At 61.3% G+C, this 1,213-nt stretch carries 1 protein-coding gene; it reads right to left on the bottom strand.

What is annotated here, in order from left to right:
* Positions 1–26: 26 nt before the first annotated feature.
* On the bottom strand, positions 27–989 hold the full coding sequence (locus tag VG543_RS21165) for an IS110 family transposase (RefSeq protein WP_423179238.1): 963 nt from the start codon (positions 987–989) through the stop codon (positions 27–29).
* Positions 990–1,213: the final 224 nt, after the last annotated feature.

Raw genomic sequence — 1,213 nt, 5'->3', positions numbered from 1 at the left:
GTAGAGCCGAGATCCTATGTTCGTGGTCAAGCCTGCTGGAAGCAGGCTTGACCCACTTTCAGCATGGCCGGGTCAAAGTCCCGGCCGCTCTTGAAGACGCCCCAAGCGATCCTGGCCAGCTTTCTGGCCAGGATGTTGAAACTGGCAGTACTGCTGTGGCCGCGTTCGCGGATGGCGTTGTAAAGGGCTTTGCCATTTTTGGAGCGGGTCAGTCCCATGGCCGCCATGTAGAGGATCTGGCGCAGGCTGGCGTTGCCGCGCTTGGACAGGCGCCGCCTACCGATCCGGGCGCCGGATTCGTTGGGGCGCGGATCCAGGCCGGTACAGGCGATCCAGGCGTCCGAGCTGGTCAAGGGCCATCGTGTGATGTGATGGGTGACGAAGGCCGCTACCGTCGGCCCAACCCCCGGAATGGTCATGATCCGCCGATACAGGTCGCGCTGTTCGCCACTGCGGCACAGTTGCTGAATCTGTTGGTCGAGCAGGGCAATGGCCTCTTTCAGACCATCGAAGATGCGCCCAAAGATGGCCGACTCCGACGCCCCCGCGCCTAGCGAGAGATTCAACTTCGCCTTGCTCCGGACCAGGCTGTCACGTTGCTGGAGCAGCACATGCAGCTGCTCCTGCGCAGGCGATCGGGCGACATGCTCATGCAGATTGTCGGCCTCCTTGGCGATGTAACGCGCAATGACCTGCGCGTCACCTGAGTCGGTTTTGCCGCGGCAGGCCACGCCCTTGGCGTAATGTTTGATGTCGCGCGGATTGAGCACAAAGACGACGTGGCCGGCCTTCTGGGCAGCTTGAACCACAAGCTCGTGGTAGCGATTGGTTGCTTCCACTCCAATGCGAGACCCGACCGGCAGAGTGGACAGCCACTTACCGATGGCTGACGCTGAATTGGGGATTCGAGTGCTGCCCTTGGCGCCATGGCGTGCCACCACAAGGCTCTTTGAGTCGGCATCGATGCCGACGGCCAAATGATCTGACATCTGCGCAACTCCCAGCTATTGTTGAGGGGCTGGGGTGGTACCGCACCACGTTGGCTTGCCTACATCGGCGGTCCTCAAAGGCCGCTAGATCCTTTATCGACGTTAAGGTGCGGGATGGGGATCGCTCGGCTCGTCTGTCGGCTGCTATCCGCAGATATCATGTTGACGGTCCCTCCACCCTGGCTCCTACATACCGCGTAGGAGCCGGGAGGAACATACAAGCC

This window comes from Stenotrophomonas sp. CASM101 (assembly GCF_049384845.1).
GTDB lineage: Bacteria > Pseudomonadota > Gammaproteobacteria > Xanthomonadales > Xanthomonadaceae > Stenotrophomonas > Stenotrophomonas hibiscicola.
This window is presented reverse-complemented; position numbering and strand designations above follow the sequence as displayed.

Excerpts from the sequence above, each read along its gene's own strand:
- VG543_RS21165 (WP_423179238.1), bottom strand. The coding sequence starts at position 989 with ATGTCAGATCATTTGGCCGTCGGCATCGATGCCGACTCAAAGAGCCTT.